Here is an 18559-nt window from a genome sequence, read left to right as displayed (position 1 = left end):
CAAATGAGCAAACGTTTGCACAAATTTGTGAAGTCGCTTACATTTGTTCGCAAGCCAGCAATACTACGCTAAGATTGACTATTTACCTAATATGAGAGGGGTCTTACAAAAATGAAAAAATCACTATCCATGATTGCAGCTCTATCCGTTGTTGCACTATCTGTTACGGCATGTTCTTCCACACCTGAGGAAACAGCAAAGCCTTCAGCAGCAGCAGCAACTGAAGCGCCGAAAGCTACTGCAGCAGCAACGACAGCAACAACAACTGATAACGATATGGGTCTTAAACCAGAAGCTGGTGCCAAACTCGTTGTTTGGGATGCACCGGATCAAAAAGCATTCATTGAATCTATTGCGAAGCAATTCGAAGCAAAATATAAAGTGCCTGTAAAATTCGAAGAAGTGAACCCGCCGGATCAACCGGCAAAATTGACTGCAGACGGTCCAGCTGGTGTAGCAGCTGACGTAACTGTAATCCCGCATGATAACTTAGGAAAAATGGTATCTGCAGGCTTGTATCTGCCGAATGATGTGTTCGCAGATCAAACGAAAAAAGACAACGCGGAAGCTGCTGTACAAGGAGCGACCTTCAATAATACATTGTTCGGTTACCCGAAATCCGTTGAAACCTACGCTTTGATCTATAACAAAGACTTGGTGAAAACACCTCCAAAATCATTCGATGATGTAGTCGCTTTTGCTAAAACGTACAATGATCCTGGTAAAAACAAATTTGCTTTCATGTTTGACATTGGAAATTTCTATTTTGACTATGCGTTCCTAGCAGGTCCTGGTGGATACGTATTTGGTAAAAATGGGACAGATAAAGCAGACATCGGTCTTAACAATGAAGGCGCGGTTGCTGGAGCGAAGTTCTTTGCTTCTTTGAAAAAGGATGTACTTCCTGTAAAATCCGGCGATGTAACGTATGACATCAAAAAAGGTCTCTTCACAAGCGGTACGCTTGCAATGGATCTTAATGGACCATGGACGATTCTTGATTACAAAAATGCAAAAATCAACATTGGCGTAGTACCAATCCCAACGATTAATGGCAAGCCAGCTGTATCTTTTGCAGGTATCAAAATTTTAGGTGTTAACGCTTATACGAAATACCCGAACGCAGCTAAACTATTTGCTCATTTTGCGACTTCCCAAGCGGCTCAATTGGAGAACTTCAAAATTTCCGGTCAGCTTCCTTCCAATAAAGCAGCAGCTGAGGATGGCAGTGTGAAAAACGATGAGCTAGCTAACGGCTTCCTGCAACAATTGAAAACGTCCCAAGCAATGCCTTCCATTCCGGAAATGGGCAACATCTGGACACCAATGGGCGCAGCGCTAGGCGATATTTGGAACGATGGCAAGGATCCTAAAGCAACGCTAGACAACGCGGTTAAACAAATTAAAGATACGAACGCAGCAACAAAATAAGATTTGTATAACGACTTGTATAGGTTGCGGACACCCGTCGAGGAATCGGCGGGTGATTCCATTCTAGGATAGGGAAGGAGCTGGCTGAAGAAATGGGAACTCATCGTCGCATGGCGGCTGCTTTATCTGTAATTAGTCTTGGCCTTGGACAATTGTATAATCGCCAGTATATGAAAGGGCTCCTCCTGCTTCTCATCGAAGTTGTAGGACTCAATTATTTTATTAAAAACTTGAGTCACGCGATCTGGGGACTGTTTACACTGGGGAAAACCCCAACCCATTTCGAAACGATCAATGGTGTTGCCAAAACTGTAAAAGGAGATCATTCCATCTTCCTGATGTTGGGTGGATTGATTACATTGCTGCTGTTTTTCCTCTTCGCTGTCGTGTATGTGATGAATATTAAAGACGCTTACCTAACAGGGAAGAAACGGGAAGAGGGTAAGCAGCCCGCGAACTTTGCACAATCTGTACGACATGTGTTAGATAAGCGTTTTCCGGAGATTTTTCTTTCCATTCCTATCATAGGTGTATTGTTCGTCACGATTTTGCCGATTATTTTTACGATATTGATTGCCTTTACGAATTACTCTGGTCCCGATAATCTGCCGCCAGCGAAGGTGCTGAAATGGGTAGGCTTCCGAACGTTTCATGATTTGATTATGTTCAAAACATGGAGCTATTCCTTTTTCCACATCTTAGGCTGGACTATTATTTGGGCGGTTGTAGCGACTTTCACGACGTATATGGGTGGGGTTCTGGTCGCGTTACTCGTGAATCAAAAAGGCATTCGCCTTAAAGGCATGTGGAGAACGATCTTCATCATTCCCTATGCGATTCCGCAGTTGGTTTCCTTATTGGTTATGAAAAATATGTTTAACGGACAATTTGGTCCGATTAATCAATACTTGGGCTATTTCGGCTTAGGCAAACTTCCTTGGCTGACGGATCCCACGATGGCGAAAATTACCGTAATTATCGTCAACATGTGGGTTGGTATTCCGGTTTCTATGATTCTCATTATGGGCGTATTAACTGCGATTCCGAAAGATCTATATGAGGCTGCAGAGGTAGATGGAGCATCGGCATTCTTAAAGTTCCGTCTCATCACGATGCCGTTCATTTTATTTACAACAGCGCCGTTACTGATTATTCAATTTGCAGGTAATATCAATAACTTTAACGTTATTTTCTTATTGACCAAAGGTGATCCGGTTAACGGGAAATACCAATATGGCGGAAGTACAGATTTGCTCGTGACTTGGCTGTATAAGCTGACGTTGGATCAACAGAAGTACAATATCGCGGCAGCGGTCGGGATTATCATCTTCTTTATGATTGCTTCGCTTTCCATCTGGAGCTATCGGAAAACGCGCTCATTCAAAGAGGAGGATATGATCCAATGAAAACTACGGGCAAAAAAACGAAATTTACGTTCGGTCTGCTTTTAAGCTATATTGTGCTGGTTATCATTGCGATCTGTTGCATCTATCCTGCACTTTGGGTTGTATTAGCCTCATTCCGGCCAGGTGCCGCGCTGTATAGCCCGACATTGATTCCGAAAAGCTTAACCTTAGACCACTATCATGAGTTGTTAACCTCAACACGCTTTAAATTTACAACTTGGTATTGGAACACGCTGAAAATCGCTACGTTGACGATGATCTTCTCTACCATTCTAACGACGATTAGCGGCTATTCTTTATCTAGATTCCGATTCAAAAGCAGAAAAACAATCATGACGGGTGTGCTCATTTTGAGTATGTTTCCAACGTTTATGAGCTTAACCGCTTTCTATGTCTTACTGCTGCAGCTAAAATTATTTGATAACATTTATGCGCTAGTAGCGATTTATTCGGCGGCAGGCTTGCTGCAAGCTTTTGTGGTAAAGGGCTTTTTTGATACGATCCCGCGGAGCTTGGAAGAATCGGCGCGCATTGATGGCGCATCGAACCTGCAAATATTTATAAGAATCATGCTGCCGCTATCTCGGCCAATGCTAACGTATGTCGCACTAATGTCCTTTACGGGTGCGTGGGTTGATTTTATTTTGGCCAAAGTCGTGTTGCGTTCCAAAGATCACTGGTCCGTCGCGGTTGGCTTGTTCGATTTAGTGGATAAGGAACAAAGCAGTAACTTTGCGCTATTTGCGACTGGGTCGGTGCTAATTGCCCTGCCAATTACGATACTATTCGTATTCTTACAGCGCTTCCTCGTTGATGGCTTAACGGCCGGAGCGTCCAAAGGATGATAAGATCCCGTAGGCTGAATCTGATCTGGATGCTCGGGTTGGCGCTTGTGCTGATGGTGACAGGATGCTCGAAAGGGAAGACCAACGAGGGTAGTGGCAATAACCACGGCGTGTTTTATGAGATTTTTGTCCGTTCCTTTCAGGATTCGAATGGCGATGGGGTCGGTGACCTGAATGGGGTTACGGACAAGCTCGACTACTTAAAGGATCTGGGGATCAAAGGGATTTGGCTAACACCAATCATGACTTCCCCTAGCTATCATGGTTACGATGTGACGAATTATTATCAGATAAATCCTGAGTTTGGTACGATGGCTGATTTTCAGGCATTGACCAAAGAGGCGCATAAACGCGGGATTCAGGTTATTATGGACTTGGTTGTCAACCATACTAGTTCCGAAAATCCTTGGTTCATTGAAGCTGCAAAAGATAAGAACAGTCCTTATCGTAACTGGTATACGTGGGCTGAGGATCAAGGGAGGCCTGCTGTCGGTCAAAGTGCGGCTGGCGACAAAGCCTGGCATGTTAAGAATGGCAGTCATTACCTCGGTATTTTTTGGGAAGGTATGCCGGATTTGAATTTTGACAATACGGATGTTCGCAAGGAAATGATTAAAGTCGGCCAATTCTGGCTTGGGCAAGGTGCCGATGGCTTCCGTTTAGACGCGGCTAAGCATGTTTATGAAGATTTTACCGACTCTAAAAAAGATCCTCAAACCTCGCTGAAAAATGTTGCTTGGTGGAAAGAATTCCGTGCAGGTCTGCAGGAAGTCAAAGAGAATGCTTATGTGGTCGGAGAAATTTGGGATAGTATCGCTGTGATTGCGCCTTACTTGGACAAAGCACTCGACTCAGGATTTAACTTTGATTTAGCGAAAACATTGATTAGCTCTGCCAATACAGAAACCGCAGGAAACATCGCGTTCACCCTTGAACGGGCTTACGGGTTATATGACAAAACCTCTAGCGGCAAATTCATTGATGCGCCATTCCTGTCCAATCATGATCAGACGCGGGTGATGAGTGCCCTTCAGGGTAATGTGAATCATGCGAAAATGGCTGCAGCCCTGCTGCTCACGATGCCAGGCAACCCGTTCCTTTATTATGGCGAGGAAATCGGCATGCTGGGGATGAAGCCGGACGAGTACTTGCGGGAGCCGATGCATTGGACCGCTGCTGGCGGTGGTGGTCAGACGACTTGGGAAGCTCCGCGGTACAATAAAGAAGGAGCACCGAATGTGGCTGATCAGCTGAAAGATTCGAGTTCGTTGCTGAATCAGTATAAGAAGCTGATCCAATGGCGAAATGACGAGCCTGCTCTGCAAAGCGGGAAGATCAGTGAGTTTAAGGCGAGTAATGAGCACATCGCGGCTTTTGTCAGAGGCGAAGCCAAGGAAGCGCTGCTTGTTGTTCATAACCTCTCCGGTCAGGAGCAGGTGCTGGATCTGAGTGAGGAGCAAGTGAATACTGGATTCACGAAGGTGAAACGGTTCACGGTTAAGGGTTGGAAGCTGGATGGGAATAAGCTGGTTGTGCCTGCTTATTCGAGTGTGATTTTGAAGAAGTAGGGAAAGTAGACCCCTTCCGCTGCGCTAGAATGCGTGGTGGAGGGGGTTTTTGTGTTGGTGGGATCGGGAGTGCACATAGGTATGGCAGATGGGAAGGATAGGCTCGGAAAGCGTGCTTAAGTAGGGTGAGTGAGGAGAGTAGGCCAATCCCCCTATTCCTCCATCTGTAATGATGAAAATCATCACGATAGAAGGAGGAACGAGAGGAATGTGCTCTGTAGTGATGACAAACGCGCTTACAGAAGATGACGAGGCGAGAATTCTCTGATTTCTCATGTGGAATGATGAAAATCATCAATACAGAAGGAGGAATGTGAGAAATTAGCTCTGTAGTGATGAAAATCATCACTACAGATATGGAAACGTGATAAATACGCGCTGAAGTGATGAAAACATGATTACTGCTGCAGGAGGGGCACGAAACCCCAGGAATCGCAGCAACGCCACGCGATTATTCCGCGCGCAGCACGGCGTAGCCGTACGCCGGCAGCTGCAGCCGCAGCTTGCCGCCGGCCGCCTCGGCGGCGGCGCCGCCCTCGAGCGCATCGCGCCAGCGGCGCTCGCCAGAGACCTTGACGCTCAGCTGCGCAGAGCGTCGCTGCGCGTTAACAAAGATGAGCACCCGCTCATCTTCGTTAACGCGCTCGAACACAAGCCGGGCATCGCCCGGCTTGGCGTGCAGGAAGCGCAATGCGCCGGTGCGCAGCGCTTCGGTGTTGCGCCGCAGGGCGATGAGCCTGCGGTAGAACTCGAACAGGTCGCGGTCCTGTAAGGACGCGTCCCATTCCATGCAGCGGCGGCAATCGGGGTCGCCGCCGCCGCTAAGCCCTACCTCGTCGCCGTAGTAAATACACGGCGTCCCCGGGAACGTGAACTGAAGCAGCGCGGCCAGCTTCATTCGACGCTTATCCTCTCCGCACTGCGTAAGCAGGCGAGGCGTGTCGTGGCTGTCCAGCAGATTGAACGCAGCTTCGTTAGCTTGCTGCGGGTAACTGGCCAGCTGGGCACCAACCGCATTGGCGAAGCCATAGCCGTCGAGCTTGCCCGTGGTTACGAAGTCGAGCACCGCCGTCGTGAAAGGATAGTTCATGACAGCGTCGAACTGGTCGCCTTGCAGCCACATCATGGAATCGTGCCAAATTTCACCGAGGATATAAGCATCTGGATTGATGCGTTTCACCTTGTCGTGGAATTGACGCCAGAAGTGATGATCGAGTTCGTTGGCCACATCGAGGCGCCAGCCATCGATACCGATTTCTTTTACCCAGAATTCAGCGACCTCCAGCAAGTAGGCTTTAACCTCTTCGTTCTCCGTATTCAGCTTAGGCATGATTGGCTCAAAGGCAAAAGTCTCATATGTTGGGATGCCATCATCATCCACACGAAGCGGCCACTCTTTGACATGGAACCAGTTTGCATAAGCAGAGTCAGCACCTTTCTCCATGACATCGACGAATGGTGGAAAGGTAAGCCCGCAATGATTGAATACCGCATCAAGCAGGACGCGAATTCCGCGACGATGGCAAGCCTCGATTAACGCTTTTAAAGTCTCATTGGTGCCAAATTGCGGATCTACTTTCCTATAATCCCTAGTATCATACTTATGATTGGTTGTCGCTTCGAACACAGGTGTGAAATATATCGCAGTTATGCCTAACTCAGATAAGTGGTCCAAGTGCTGCTGCACACCTGCCAAATCTCCGCCAAAAAAATTCGTTGGCGTAGGCTTGCCGCCCCAAGGCTCAACCCCTTCGGGATCTAAGCTTGCGTCGCCATTAGCAAATCGCTCCGGGAAAATTTGATAAAACACGGCATCCTTCACCCAAGCTGGCGGCTTAAGAATGTCAGCAGGATTGAGGAATGGATACTCAAACATCCCATTCGAATCCGCTGGTTCCTTAGGGAAAAAGCCTTGCTCCGTTAACCAGAGCTGCTCTTTGCCATTCTGCAGCTTAAAACCATATCGCAAGCGCCGATAAGGCGGCTGGATTGCAGCTTCCCAATAGTCGAATAACGCATCACTGGTTAAAATACGCATTTCAACATAATTTGAGGTACGCTCCCATGCATATTTATCCCCGGCGTACACATAAACCTTTTTCACGTCATCACGTTTCGTACGAATTCTAATATGTACCGTTTTCTCATCGTAGGCATAAGACCAGTTTAATTTCGGGCGGTGATAGACCGCTTCAATGACCATCGACATCCAAGGAGCCCCCTCTGGGTAATTGTGAAATATACGCAAAAAACAGGTACTGACCCCCATTCGAAAGTTTCGAATCCGAGGTTGTACCTGTTAGGTAGCATTGCCTTTATATTAGTTTAATTATAAGAAAATAAACGGATAGGGTCTAGTCTTTTTTATTGTTTCGAGTCTCCCTACTTTGTCCATACTACATAATAAAAGCGACTTCACGGAGCAGGGGGCTAAGAACGATGTTAGCCGTTCATCAACGTATGGCGGAATTATGGACATTACGCAGAGCTAGAGAGTTAACTCGAGGCGAGCAAGAGGAATTAATGCTTTGCATGGAAGCGAACGCGACTTATGTATGGAACCGATTAAAACTAGAAAATTTATCGCTCTGTGCCTCCATGACTGGGGACTATGATTGGCTGCATGACATTTGTGAGCGCATCGAAAAGATTGAACCGAAGCACTGACCTTAGCGTCGGTGCTTTTTTCCTTTTCTGGATGCGTGTGGACAGGTATAATAGGGAGAGTTTAATGCTAAGGAGATGTCGCATGGTAAGTTGGTTAAAACAACGGGGAGTAGCTCCCTATTCATTCTACCTTTTAGGAATCATGCTTCTGATTGCACTCATACTTAGACTAGTTTTGGCCCCCACATGGGTGGGCTATGATACGGACGTGCGAACGTTCATGGCGTGGGCAGATCGCGCATATACGGTTGGATTAAAGGACTTATATACGAATGCCAAAGATTATTTCCTAGATTATCCCCCTGGCTATATGTACGTCTTATATGTTGTCGGCTTCTTACATCATAAGTTTTCAATACCTTGGGAGAGTGAGGGTTCCTTACTCGTCCTTAAGTTTCCGGCCATCCTAGCGGATCTCGGCACAGTTTATCTACTGTTCCGCCTAGCGATCAGCAAACAAGAGGGTGCACGTACGTGGAAGCAGGCACTCTGGATTGCCGCCATATTTGCCTTCAACCCAGCCATTTGGTCAAATTCAGCGGTATGGGGACAGGTCGATTCTTTTTTTATGCTCTTTATTGTCGCCACATTGTTGATGCAAATGAAGGGCAAGCTGCCACAAGCGGCCTTCTTTATCGCACTAGCGCTCTTGCTTAAGCCGCAAGCGCTGCTGTTTGGCGTATTTCTGTTGATTGATGTCATACGGGCACGCAACGCGATGGTATGGTTGTTGAGCGTCCTTACGGGCATAGCTACAATGGCCGTTCTCTCGCTTCCTTTTGCAGTGGGCAGGGGCTATGGTTGGATGATCGAGTTGTATTCAGGCACATTGGCTTCTTATCCGTATGCGTCGCTGAATGCGTTTAATCTATTTGCCCTGCTCGGCGGAAACTTCATTGACATGAACAGCGGTCTCGGGCCCTTGTCCTATAAATGGATTGGACTTGTCCTGATGACGTTGTCCATCCTCTATGTTTGTCTGCTCTACTGGTTGGGTAAGGGGCGACGCGGTGCTGTCTTGTACATATCCTTTTTATTTATAACGGCTGTATTTATGTGTATGACCAAAATGCACGAGCGCTATTTACACTACGGCTTATTGCTAGCCTTAACGAGCTTTATTTATATGAAGGATCGCCGGATTTTATGGCTTTTTATAGGCTTTAGTATTACACATTTTATCAATATCGGCGATGTGCTCTTGCGCAGCTTCCATCAGGACTATCATATCCCGCGATATAATCCTTTGATGCTGACGGTTTCGGCGATCAATGTTATGATGTTTGTCTATGCATGTATATTGGGATGGAGGCTTTTCGTGAAATCGGATCAAGATGGGACTGTGGAGGAGACAATACCTCTAGTGAATGACAAGGTTGACGTGCATCCAGATCAGGATGAGCCTGAAGTAAAAGCAACGGATACAAGGGAGACCCCGCTGTGGAAGGCGATTTTCCAGCCTACAGAGGATCATATAGAAAGAAGTAAACGGGGGCGCTTTTTTTCGCGTAAAGATGCCTTGTATCTTGGAGCTCTAGTGGTGGTTTATGCGATCATTGCCTTATTTCATTTAGGCGGGCATAAGGATCCAACGACGTTCTGGAAACCTACGAATGCAGGAGAGACGGTTATTGCCGACCTCGGTAGCACACATCAGATTACACGTATCAATAGCTTTGCTGGTGTAGGGGAAGGTGCGTATTCGTATTGGTTTTCGAATGATGGCGAGCAGTGGCAGGATGCCACTGCCGTAAAATCGGACCATACGAAGGTGTTCACGTGGTATACCGTTGAAGCGAACAAAGAAGCGCGTTATGTCAAGATTGTGATCGACACGCAAGAGAGCGCCAAGCTGCATCTGCATGAAATTGGGATTTTCGGAGATGGGGGAACGACGCCATTACCGATCGCTAGCGTGAAAGAAGTAGATGTTAATGCCTCCGATGAGGGCAAAACATCCCATCTATTTGACGAAGCGAGCGTTGTCCCTTACACGCCTACATATATGAATGGCACGTATTTCGATGAGATTTATCACGCAAGAACAGCTTATGAGCATCTTCATAAGATCGAGCCGTATGAGAGCACGCATCCTCCGCTGGGTAAAATATTCATCTCCATCGGTATTTATGTGTTCGGTCTGAATCCTTTTGGATGGCGGATTATCGGTACACTATTCGGTATTGGAATGATTCCGATTATGTATGTGTTTGCGAAGCGGATGTTTGGCCGTTCCGAATATGCACTTATTGCTGCATTCTTACTTACCTTTGATTTCATGCACTTTGCGCAAACGAGAATATCCACGATTGATGTGTATGGTGTCTTTTTCATCATGCTGATGTTCTATTTCATGTATCGGTATACAACCTTGAGCTTCTTCCGCGAAAAGCTTTGGGCGACGTTAATTCCGCTGGGTCTTTCCGGATTGTTCTTCGGCATCGGTGCTGCGTCCAAATGGATCGTCATTTACGGCGGAGCCGGTTTGGCCGTGCTACTAGCAATTTCGCTATGGGAGCGATACAGAGAGTACCAATTTGCCAAGCGATTACTGATGACGGAGAGCAGGTTAGATGAAGATGAGGAACCTGTAGACGTTGGAGAGGAACGTTTCCATCTTACAGAGGCTGAGTCAACGAAGCTTCAACGTGTGCAAAAGCTTTTTATCCGCAATACATTGCTAACTTTACTCTGGTGTGTACTCATGTTTGTCGTCGTGCCGCTGGGTGTTTATACGCTATCTTATATTCCTTTCATGATGGTGCCAGGACCAGGACATAATCTGAAGGATGTTGTGACTTACCAAGTTCATATGTACAAATACCATAAAGATTTAGTTGCTACGCATCCGTTCTCGTCACCTTGGTGGGAATGGCCGATGATGCTGCGTCCGATCTGGTATTATCAAGCGAAGTTGATGCCGCAGGGCATGCTTTCGAGCATCGTGTCATTCGGCAATCCGCTGGTGTGGTGGCCGGGCTTTATAGCGGTGTTAATGTCCTTCTATATTGCCATCACGCGTCGAGATAAATTGTTGCGAGTGCTGCTCATTGCTTACTGTTCACAATATTTACCGTGGATGTTGGTGCCAAGATTGACGTTCATTTATCACTATTTTGCTATGGTACCGTTCCTAGTTCTGATCTTAACTTATTACATCAAAGACTATTTGGAGCAAGGTCCGTTGCATAAAAGAAGATGGGTATACGGCTACTTAGCCGCCGTCTTTGTACTATTCGTCCTGTTTTACCCGATTTTATCAGGTATGATCATACCGTCTAAGTATTCGTTCTTTTTACGGTGGATGCCAGGTTGGAATTTCTTTTAGTCTTGCGCATTGACGTCCTCCAAAAGCCATGGTAATATAATTCCAAGTGAATTACTATGAATTAAATTAGTCGACCCGACAGCAGGAGACGTCATCTTTGTATCGAACAAAGGTATTGGCGTCTCTTTTTTTTAACATTACACATGGAGAGTGAATCAAATGGCTAAAGTCGTTATCATTTCAGGAAGTCCAACCCCAACCTCACGGTTACACGGTGTAATCGAAGTCGCCAAAAGCGATCTTCTGCAAGCAGGTTTAGAAGTAGACTGGATTAAAGTCCGGGACATTCCTGCAGAGGACTTGTTATATGCGAAGTTTGACAGCGAGGCTATTGTCAATGCAACGAAGCGTGTGGCTGATGCAGATGCTGTTTTAGTAGCTACGCCAATCTACAAAGCTTCCTACACAGGCGTATTGAAAGCATTTCTGGACCTTTTACCGCAAAAAGGACTCGAGCGTAAAATTGTGCTTCCACTAGCGGTTGGAGGAACCTACGCACACTTGCTGGCTATCGATTATGCCCTCAAACCTGTACTTTCTGTGCTAGGCGCTCAGAATATTCTCCAAGGCGTGTATGTCCTAGATAAACAAGTCACATGGGGCGATCAGGGACAGGCCATTTTGGATGATGAAATTTCTGCACGGTTGAACGAATCCATAACTGAATTTGTACAAGAAATTAAATGGCATACTAGCCGCTAGCTGCGAATACAAACAAAAACCGTTACTTCAGTTGTTGAAGTGACGGTTTTTATTTTCGAAAACTACGCTTCAACTGTTGCTGGGAACACACGACTGGATGGTCTACGGACCTTGTAGGTTTGATAGAGACCATATGTATCAGCCCCTAGTATGAATTGTGCTTTAATTTCATTGTACCCGACCCATTGGTAGCGCGCAATCATCATAGTTGGTGTCATTGGTAACTTTTACTGATGGCGGGTTTTTCGTGTCGGGAACAGTTGTCCCGTGCTATACTACTCGTAGCGAGTTTATTTTTTGATAGGCTTTATACGAATGGGAGCGATTATAAATGTCACACAATTCATCTGAATCCGTGCTGCTTGTTGACGGCATGGCCTTATTATTTCGCGGTTTTTACGCTACTTCATCCAGCGGTTATATCATGAGAACGGATCATGGCGTGCCTATTAACGGTGTTTATGGATTTCTAAAATATTTGCTAGACGCGATAGAAACATTCAAACCTACTCACGTTGTGTGTTGTTGGGATATGGGAAGCACAACCTTCCGTACAGAGAAGTTTGAAGCCTACAAGGCGAATCGGGGGCCGGCTCCCGAGGAGTTAATTCCACAATTCGATTTGGTCAAGGACGTGACAGCTAGCTTTAACATTCCGAATGTAGGTGTAGCTGGTTATGAAGCTGATGATTGTATCGGTACCTTGGCTCGTACATACAGCCCTCATGCGAAAGTGCAAATCCTTACTGGGGATCATGATATGCTGCAGCTTGTCGATGAGAATACAGAAGTTATTATTATGAAAAAAGGATACTCCAACTACATGGTCTACACGCTAGACACACTCATGGCGGAGAAGAGCTTAACCCCTGCTCAAATCATAGATTTGAAGGGATTAACGGGAGATACGGCAGACAATTATCCTGGAGTCAAAGGGATCGGGGAGAAAACAGCAACGAAGCTGTTGAATGAGTACCAGAACATCGCGGGCATTCTAGAAAACCTAGCCGCTCTTCCGAAGGGCGTTCGCTCCAAAATCGAAGCTGAGCTGGAAATGCTTCATCTTTCGCTTGATCTGGCAACGATTCGCTTGGATGCACCAGTTGCTTGTGCGCTTGAAGATTGCGCTTGGGCGATGGAGCGGGAGAAGGTTGTAACCAAGTTCGAGGAAATCGCCTACAAAGGTTTATTGAGACTGATCGGTTAGTACGTTATATAAGGGACAATAGCTACTAAGAGGTCGAAAATGCAAAAAGGCACTTATTTTCGAGGAAAACGGCGAAATAGAGGGAAATAAGTGCGAAAGTGCAACCTTTTGGATCGAAAAGGTGCTTAGAAGAGGCGTGGCGGCGGAAATAATTGCCTATTTGCACATGTATTTTATATCGAGCGGTCAAGCCGCTAAAAAAGGTTGCCTTAATGCACTTTTGCAGCCTTCATAGCTGCATGCAAGAGAGGACCCCCACGCCATATTCATGGCTGGAGGGTCCCTTTTTTTCATCCACCTTATCTGAAAATTGAACAAAGAGAACGGAATTTTCCATTACTATCTGTTAATTTTTAGAAGATAATAGGGAATGTAAGCGATTACCTGAACTGAAATGTACGTAAAAAAGGGGAGATTTAACCATGAAAAAAGCAATCGTTTCGTTAATGTCATTATCCATGATTTTTACTGCAACTGCTTGTTCTTCTGGTACTTCTAATAATCAAAGTGGTGGAGCTACAACAGCACCAGCAACAACGACGACTCCTAGTGCAACAGTTAGTGCGAGTAAAGACCCAGTTAAGCTGCGTATTGCATGGTGGGGCGGTCAAGCTCGTCACGATTACACACTTAAAGTAATTGAAATGTATGAAAAAGCACATCCAAATGTAGATATCGAATCGGAGTATGCAGCATTTGATGATTATTGGAAAAAGCTTGCACCGCAAGCTGCCGCTAATCAACTCCCAGACATTATTCAGATGGACATCTCGTATTTAACGCAATACGGTGGAAGAAATCAGCTCGCTGATTTGACACCTTTTACGAAGAGTAAAGTGCTCAATGTCGATGATGTAAGTCCAAATGCCGTATCCGGCGGTCAAGTAGGCGGGAAGCTTGTTGCGATGAACTTAGGGGTCAATGCTTTAACAAGCATGATGGACTTCGAAATGTTGAAAAAAATAGGCATCACGCCACCAGAGAAGAACTGGACATGGTCTGATTTGGATGCGATTACGACGAAAGCGAAAGCAGCCGGTAAAATCATGGGCGGCTTCCGGGACGACGTATTCTTCCCTTACTATTTGCGTACCCTAGGTCAAAAAATGTATAACGCCGAAGGCACAGCGCTAGGCTACACCGACGATAAGCTGTTCGTGGATTATTTTAGCCGCATTCAGAAATGGTATGACGCTGGAAGCTTGCTGCCGCTCGATAAAGCTGCTCAGAAGAAAGGTACACCTGAAGATGATGAGATGACATTAGGGAATTCTGCTTCCTCTAATGGCTGGTCCAACCAATTCATCGGTCTAGCGACAGCTTCTAAACGTGATCTCGTGCTGCAACCGATGCCAGGTCCTGACGCTACGAAAGGTTTGTTCCTCAAACCAAGTATGTATTGGTCCGTCGCAAGCAGCTCCAAAGTACAAGAAGAAGCAGCTAAATTTATTGATTTCTGGATCAATGATATTGAAGCAAATAAAATCATTAAAGGCGAGCGCGGGGTACCTGTCGCTTCTAAAGTGAAAGAAGCGTTGAAGCCGCTATTGAGCCCGAATGAAATTAAAGTTTTCGACTACGTGGCGTGGGCTGAGAAAAACAGCGCACCGATGGATCCTCCGAACCCTGTTGGTTCCATTGAAATCGAGAAGCTGCTGAAAGATACCGTTGAGAAAATGCTATATAAGAAAATTACCGTACAAGAAGCGGCAACATCCTTCCGTAAAGATGCAACGGCTATTTTGGACAAAAATAAAAAGTAACATAAGGTTTTCATAACAGGTACCCATTGTTGAACACTTTTAAGAAGTGTTTAGACGATGGGTACCTGTTTAGCGTCATTTGTGAACCAAAAATTTGAACATCAAGATGACAAAAAGTTGAATTGTAAGAAACAGGATAGATGTTACAATGTGGTATAATCGATCGAATTTTAATTTGAACAACAGGGGGAAGTTGGGATCGCATGATCAGGTGGCTATTTATTAATAGGAGCATCCGTACAAAAATTGTTTGGAGCAGTGTCCTCATCTCCTTGATCCCCATGCTTGTACTCTCCATGATATTTTATAAGTCGAGCACTCGTTCTTTGGAAAATTCGATGTTCCGAAGTTCCGATCAGAATGCCGAGTATTTATCTGGGTATTTGGATCAATATTTTAGCAATATTTCTTCGTCAGCCCTGCAAATATATGGTTTTGAACGCATTCTGAATCTTATGGAGCATGGGGCTAACTATAATGATGCTGATATCATTTTGCTCAGGGAATCGATTAAAAACTATGATTTGCTTATACAGAATAAAAACAAAGACATCATTAAGATCATGATCTTCGGTAAAGAAAATAAGCTGGAAGATTCATGGTCCAGGGCGGCTAGCTACGAGTCCGTCAAAATGGATCAGATGAGCATTCCCCATTATAAGGAGATGCTCGATTTGCCATTCCAGCAAGCGCTTATGTTTACGTATAAAGACGTCACACTAGAACAGGACTTCTTTGTTTATTCGATTCCTATTTATGACCCGTTCTATAGAACGAAGTTTGGTACGCTCGTTTTTTACATTCAGAGCAAGGAATTATCGAAGATGATTGAAGCGAATAATCATTCGCCGAACGTCATCGTTTTGCAGAACGCCAGTGGCGAGCCTTTCTATCAGACGAATAGTAAATATGCAGATATCATACCGAAATATGAAAAGCCAGAGATCAGCTCGCAAAATGATCCTAAGAACATTCAGTTTTTGAAGAAGACTGATCTACTTGTCGGTACTTCTCGTCTCAACTATGGCAATATTTCGCTTTCCATCGTGTATCCCAACCCGGAGCTGGAGCAGAATCGCAGGAATATTTTGCATACGACGGTCGGGGCGTTTATTTTCGTCATGCTGAGCATTGCACTGCTTTCGATTCTCGCGCAGCACTACATTACCAGACCGATCAAGCTGCTCGGAAAGGCGATGAAAACGGTTCGTAAAGGCAATTTTCATGTCAGTTTGCCGCAGGATGCCAATTATCGTGATGATATCTCGGAGCTGACAGGCAATTTTAATTTCATGACAGATAAAATCCGCGAGCTGATTGAATCCAAATACGAAATGCAGCTGCTCAATAAAGAAGCGCAAATTCTTGCGCTGCAGATGCAGATCAATCCGCATTTTCTATACAATACGCTGCAGACGATCGGCGGCAAGGCTGTACTGATCGGGGATTATGAAATTCACGAGATGTGTCGCGCGTTAGGCGATATGTTTCGCTACAGCTTCTATGAAGGCAATGTAGCTTCGACGATTGGTCAGGAGCTTGCCCATGTGAACAACTACTTGTACATCCAACAGCTCCGCTTCGAGGAGACGTTGCAGATTGAGTTTGACGTCGCCACGGATCTGATGGACTGTGCGATCATTCGATTCGTCATGCAGCCGATTATTGAGAATGTCATTGTGCATGCGTTCAGCAAACGGGAGGAGGAGCAGTCCCTTCGGATTGGTGTGTGCGTACTGCGGGAATCGGATTCCGTTGTACTGACAGTGAAAGATAATGGACCAGGCATCGAAACGGAAAAGCTGGTTGCGCTACGGTCTTCGTTCGAGAACAAATCGACAGACGTTTTCTACGGCGTATCCATAGGGCTCAAAAATGTGCATGAGCGACTGAGACTGGTTTATGGATCGCCATTTGGCCTAGAGGTGGAGAGTGAGTTAGGGGGCGGAACGACGATTCGCATACGAATTCCGTACAATCATAATGGGGGTGACAGCTTTGTACAAAGTAATGGTCGTGGATGACGAGTCGTTAGGAAGGAAATCCGTCTGTAAAATGATTAGTGAGCTTGCTCTGGATGTGGAAGTTATTGCAGAGGCGAGACATGGGGAAGAAGCGTTGGAGCTTATACGCATTAGCAAGCCACATATTGTTGTGACGGACATGAACATGCCTGTTATGAACGGTCAACAGTTTCTAGAAGCCTTATACACCAACTATGCGGAGATCAAGGTAATTGTCATTAGCGGCTACTCGCAATTTGAATATATGAAAGCGGCAGTGACTTATCAGGCGTGTGAGTACGTGCTGAAGCCAATTTCCCTGTTGGATTTGAAAAGTGCGTTAGTGAAGGCGATGGAGGCAAGCCACAACCATTTGACGCTGCAGCAGCAAAAGAAATTCACCCAAGATATGTGGCAGCTCCGCAGAGAAGTGTTCCTTGGGCATGTCACTAGCCGCCGTATCACGAATGTGGCAGATATTCAGGCGCAAGCAGAAGAGCTTGCTATCTCAAGCGCTAGAGGCGGCTTCCGGTTAGCTGTCTGTATGTTCCGCAACTTTCATAACATATCCATCAAGAAATTCCATGGGAATGCAGATTTATTAATGTATAGTATCGAAAATATTTTGGCTGAAGTGCTCACTTCTAACAGCCAGGATGTTGCCCCGCTCATCTATAAATCGGACGACAGGATGAGTCTCTGTCTATTTGCACCAGAGTCCGCCTACGATGAGACACGTATCCGCCAGTTGCTTACGTCCTTTCATAACGTGATAAACCAGATGCTGCAGCTTGATGTGGTAGCTGGATTAAGCAGTGTGTTCAACAAGTTGGAACGGCTGCCAGAGGCGTTTGACATGGCCAATGATCAGTTGAGAAATAACGTGCTGCAGGCAACTCATATTTCGTTAAACTCCCCTGACCAAATTACAACCGCGGCACCTGCTTCTTCGGAGTTGTTAACGGTTTTTGAGCAGAAAACCTTGCAGCAAGCGTTAGCCGCAGGGAACGGGGCCGAGAGTCGCGAGCTGCTGCGGAATTTGCTGCACAAAGCGGATAAAATGAGCGGACTGACTATCCGTGAAGGTCAGCGAGCGCTGAAAAAGCTTACAGAAATGGCCGCGGCTGAGATTTCAGACATGGTGCTTACGTATCCGCAGCTCTTCGATGCACGTTCGGTCACGGGCATTGTGGATCATATGCAGTTCAACCACTTCATCGAACAGTTCACCGAGGCTGCCCAGGACTATCATGCGAATAAAGGAACGACGCCATCCGTGCATTCCATGCACGAGATTGCTGCCTATTTAGATGCGCACTATTTTGAAGACATTAGTCTCATCGACATGGCCACGCGCTTTCATCTCGACCCAAGCTACTTAAGCAAGCAGTTTAAATCTGTGACCTCTGAGAATTTCATTGAGTATGTGACGCGTAAACGGATGGAAAAGTCGTGCGAGCTGCTGAACATGTCCGAATATAAAATTAGCGAGATTTCCGAGCTTGTGGGCTATGAGAATCAGCGTTATTTTAGCCAGGTGTTCAAAAAGTTCACGGGACAGACGCCATCCGAATACCGAGAAAAGTATACGGCAAAGACTTAAATACCAAAATTTTGAACATCAGAACGACAATTTATT

The 18559-nt window shown here is 45.8% G+C and carries 13 protein-coding genes; 11 read left to right on the top strand and 2 right to left on the bottom strand.

From position 1 onward, the window contains the following. Window positions 1–111 precede the first annotated feature (111 nt). The 4 genes from AC58UX_RS09890 to AC58UX_RS09875 all read left to right on the top strand — a co-directional run bounded on the left by AC58UX_RS09890 (window position 112) and on the right by AC58UX_RS09875 (window position 5250). A complete protein-coding gene (locus AC58UX_RS09890) occupies window positions 112–1431 on the top strand; it encodes a sugar ABC transporter substrate-binding protein (protein WP_497251917.1) in 1320 nt (439 codons plus the stop codon). A gap of 92 nt (window positions 1432–1523) precedes the next feature. Next, window positions 1524–2837 (top strand): carbohydrate ABC transporter permease, encoded by a 1314-nt coding sequence (locus AC58UX_RS09885; protein ID WP_497251915.1) that lies wholly within the window; start codon window positions 1524–1526, stop codon window positions 2835–2837. After that, window positions 2834–3682, top strand: a complete 849-nt coding sequence (locus AC58UX_RS09880) for a sugar ABC transporter permease (protein ID WP_497251913.1) — start codon at window positions 2834–2836, stop codon at window positions 3680–3682. Before AC58UX_RS09885 ends, AC58UX_RS09880 begins: the two co-directional genes overlap by 4 nt. Beyond that, the gene (locus AC58UX_RS09875) at window positions 3679–5250 is read left to right on the top strand and encodes an alpha-amylase family glycosyl hydrolase (RefSeq protein WP_497251911.1); all 1572 of its coding nucleotides are present in this window, start codon (window positions 3679–3681) and stop codon (window positions 5248–5250) included. The genes AC58UX_RS09880 and AC58UX_RS09875 overlap by 4 nt, the downstream gene beginning before the upstream one ends. Before the next feature lie 451 nt (window positions 5251–5701). Here AC58UX_RS09875 and AC58UX_RS09870 read toward each other — a convergent pair whose 3' ends face one another. Then, window positions 5702–7453, bottom strand: coding sequence for an alpha-glycosidase (locus tag AC58UX_RS09870; protein ID WP_497252155.1), 1752 nt, complete (start codon window positions 7451–7453; stop codon window positions 5702–5704). 236 nt (window positions 7454–7689) lie between these two features. Here AC58UX_RS09870 and AC58UX_RS09865 point away from each other — a divergent pair, with 236 nt between their 5' ends. From AC58UX_RS09865 to ssuE, 3 genes are all read left to right on the top strand, one after another. Continuing rightward, complete coding sequence (locus AC58UX_RS09865) at window positions 7690–7917, top strand: DUF7667 family protein (RefSeq protein ID WP_497251909.1); 228 nt, start codon at window positions 7690–7692, stop codon at window positions 7915–7917. An 82-nt stretch (window positions 7918–7999) separates the two neighbouring features. Beyond that, a complete protein-coding gene (locus AC58UX_RS09860; RefSeq protein WP_497251907.1) occupies window positions 8000–11245 on the top strand; it encodes a glycosyltransferase family 39 protein in 3246 nt (1081 codons plus the stop codon). A gap of 159 nt (window positions 11246–11404) precedes the next feature. Continuing rightward, window positions 11405–11947 (top strand): NADPH-dependent FMN reductase, encoded by a 543-nt coding sequence (gene ssuE / locus AC58UX_RS09855; protein WP_497251905.1) that lies wholly within the window; start codon window positions 11405–11407, stop codon window positions 11945–11947. A 62-nt stretch (window positions 11948–12009) separates the two neighbouring features. Here the strand turns inward: ssuE and AC58UX_RS09850 are convergent, their stop codons facing one another. Next, window positions 12010–12165, bottom strand: a complete 156-nt coding sequence (locus tag AC58UX_RS09850) for a hypothetical protein (protein WP_497251903.1) — start codon at window positions 12163–12165, stop codon at window positions 12010–12012. Between the two features lie 113 nt (window positions 12166–12278). Between AC58UX_RS09850 and AC58UX_RS09845 the strand changes: the two genes are divergently transcribed. The 4 genes from AC58UX_RS09845 to AC58UX_RS09830 all read left to right on the top strand — a co-directional run bounded on the left by AC58UX_RS09845 (window position 12279) and on the right by AC58UX_RS09830 (window position 18523). Then, window positions 12279–13154, top strand: a complete 876-nt coding sequence (locus AC58UX_RS09845) for a 5'-3' exonuclease (protein WP_497251901.1) — start codon at window positions 12279–12281, stop codon at window positions 13152–13154. A 422-nt stretch (window positions 13155–13576) separates the two neighbouring features. After that, complete coding sequence (locus AC58UX_RS09840) at window positions 13577–14917, top strand: ABC transporter substrate-binding protein (RefSeq protein ID WP_497251899.1); 1341 nt, start codon at window positions 13577–13579, stop codon at window positions 14915–14917. Window positions 14918–15120: 203 nt separating this feature from the next. Further along, window positions 15121–16941, top strand: coding sequence for a sensor histidine kinase (locus AC58UX_RS09835; protein ID WP_497251897.1), 1821 nt, complete (start codon window positions 15121–15123; stop codon window positions 16939–16941). After that, window positions 16916–18523, top strand: a complete 1608-nt coding sequence (locus AC58UX_RS09830; RefSeq protein ID WP_497251895.1) for a response regulator transcription factor — start codon at window positions 16916–16918, stop codon at window positions 18521–18523. The genes AC58UX_RS09835 and AC58UX_RS09830 overlap by 26 nt, the downstream gene beginning before the upstream one ends. The last annotated feature ends 36 nt before the right edge of the window (window positions 18524–18559 follow it).

The organism is Paenibacillus sp. J22P90 (assembly GCF_059692195.1).
This window is presented reverse-complemented; position numbering and strand designations above follow the sequence as displayed.